Here is a 1,458-nt window from a genome sequence, read left to right as displayed (position 1 = left end):
GCCGCCACCTGGGACCGGATCCCCGCCCTGATCGACGCCGTCCGCACCGAGGTCGGCGCGGCCGCGCTGAAGGCGACCGGGCACCCGGCCACCGTCAACTGCCGCCTCACCCACGTCTACCCCGACGGCGCCGCGCCCTACTTCACGGTGACCGCCGCCGGCCGCCCCGGCGACGAGCTCGCGGTCTGGGACGACATCAAGGCCGTCGCGGCCGACGTCCTGCACCGCCACCGGGCCACCATCACCCACCACCACGCCGTCGGGCGCGACCACCGCCCCGGCTACGACCGGCAGCGCCCCGAGCCCTTCGCCCTGGCCCTGCGCGCCGCCAAGGACGCCCTCGACCCCCACGGCATCCTCAACCCGGGCGTCCTGCTGGACTGACCGGGCGGCGGCCACCCGCGGCCACCCGCGGGCAGCGGCGGGAATCCTCCGGGCTCCGAACACCCGGCCCGGCCGACTTGCTAGGGTGGCCGCGACTCCTCGAACCGCGCCCGGGACCCCGGGCAGCCCCCGGCCCGACCCCGCCGGAGCAGGCCGTCACCCGTCGTCCCCGGACCTCTTCTGGAGAGACATGCCCACCGCCAAGCCCCGCGTCCTGCTCGTCACCGACCTGGCCTACCCGGCCCGGGGCCGCCGGTACTGCGACGAGGACATCCGGCTCTCCACCCGCCTGCGCGAGGAGTTCGACGTCGCCCTGTGCCACCCCCTCGACGCCGCGGCGCTGATGGACGCCTTCGACGTGGTCCTCGTCCGCAACAGCGGCCCGGTGCTGCACTACCCCGCCGAGTACGAGGCCTTCCGCCGCCGCGCGCTCGAACGCGGCACCCGGGTCTACAACCAGCTGACCGGGCGCGGCGACATGGCCGGCAAGCAGTACCTGCCCGACCTCACGGCCGCCGGGTACCCGGTCATCCCCACCGTCGACCGGGCCGAGGACCTCGCGCGCCTGCCGGTCGTCCCCGAGTACGTCGTCAAGCCGAAGCTGGGCGCCGACTCGATAGGCCTGCGGATCATCCCCCGCGAGGAGCTCGCCGCCGTCACCTTCGACGACGTCCTCGTCCAGCCGTTGATCCACTTCGCCTACGAGGTCTCGTTCTACTTCGTCGACGACGCCTTCCAGTACGCCCTCCACGCCCCCGACCCCGATCAGCGCTGGCGCCTCGAACCCTACGAGCCCACCTCCGCCGACCTGGAGTTCGCCCGCCGCTTCATCGCGTGGAACGCCATCGAGCACGGCATCCAGCGGGTCGACGCCTGCCGCACCCCCGAGGGCGAGCTCCTCCTCGTCGAGCTGGAGGACCTCAACCCCTACCTCTCGCTGGACCTCGCCCCCGAGGCCGCCCAGGACTCCTTCGTCGCCGCCCTACCTGCGCGCACCAGCTCGCCGGTCCCGGGCCTCGGCGACGGTGCCGAGCGCGCCGGTCATGCCGAGCCGGCGGGCGATCACCCGGGCCA

2 protein-coding genes are annotated in these 1,458 nt (G+C 74.5%); both read left to right on the top strand.

What is annotated here, in order from left to right:
* Nucleotides 1-384 (top strand): FAD-linked oxidase C-terminal domain-containing protein (locus tag ABZ885_RS41090; protein ID WP_360200311.1); only part of this gene is annotated, 384 nt, incomplete at its 5' end.
* A gap of 190 nt (nt 385-574) precedes the next feature.
* Nucleotides 575-1,458 (top strand): hypothetical protein (locus ABZ885_RS41085; RefSeq protein ID WP_360200309.1); only part of this gene is annotated, 884 nt, incomplete at its 3' end.

The organism is Kitasatospora sp. NPDC047058 (genome assembly GCF_040643935.1).
Classification (GTDB): domain Bacteria; phylum Actinomycetota; class Actinomycetes; order Streptomycetales; family Streptomycetaceae; genus Kitasatospora.
This window is presented reverse-complemented; position numbering and strand designations above follow the sequence as displayed.